At 56.0% G+C, this 621-nt stretch carries 1 protein-coding gene; it reads right to left on the reverse strand.

The window, feature by feature from the left end; translation table 11 throughout:
• Nucleotides 1-124 precede the first annotated feature (124 nt).
• Nucleotides 125-621, reverse strand: a 497-nt coding sequence (locus J5224_RS33840) for a tRNA1(Val) (adenine(37)-N6)-methyltransferase (protein ID WP_264629241.1), incomplete at its 5' end; no start/stop codon positions are given.

A 621-nucleotide genomic window follows, 5' to 3' on the forward strand; every position in this document is an offset into this window, starting at 1 on the left:
CGTACACGTCGCGCAGCTTTCTGTTATTTAGCTGGGACAGTCAGGGGATCATACGCGAAAAAGCGTTCAATAGCACCGTTAGCCTCTGAGGGTACCCGCGCCATTGTTAACGATAGGGAATATCCTACATAAATAAATAGAAATCCTGAGTCAATGCGCGGAAATCACAAGAGTAGCTACCATCTGCTGCGCGCACCGTCAGCGTCTGCCTCTCGCAGGGGCCAGTCTGCTTCGAGAGGGTCAACAGTTCCCGATGCGGTTTGCCCTCCTCCCGCTCACGCACCGCCAGCCGCTGACGTATCGACCACCCCTGTTGACAGGCCGTGATGCAAAAATCACTGGCTACCTGACTCGGTAGCACCACACAGAAACGCCCTTCCGGTTCCAGCAGCCTGGCGGCACACTGGAGCAACGTTTCATGGGACAAGCTCTCGGTATAGCGGGCTTTGCTGCGCGCCTCGCTCCGGCACGCACTGCCGGGTGCAAAATAAGGAGGATTACTCACGATCAACGCGTAACCTGATGCCGTTTGTGCCGTAAACGTCTCAATATCACGGTTCACCACAGTAATACGTGATGCCCACGGTGAAGCCTGCCGATTCTCCTGTGCCTGCGCACTGG

The organism is Candidatus Symbiopectobacterium sp. NZEC135, from assembly GCF_025962695.1.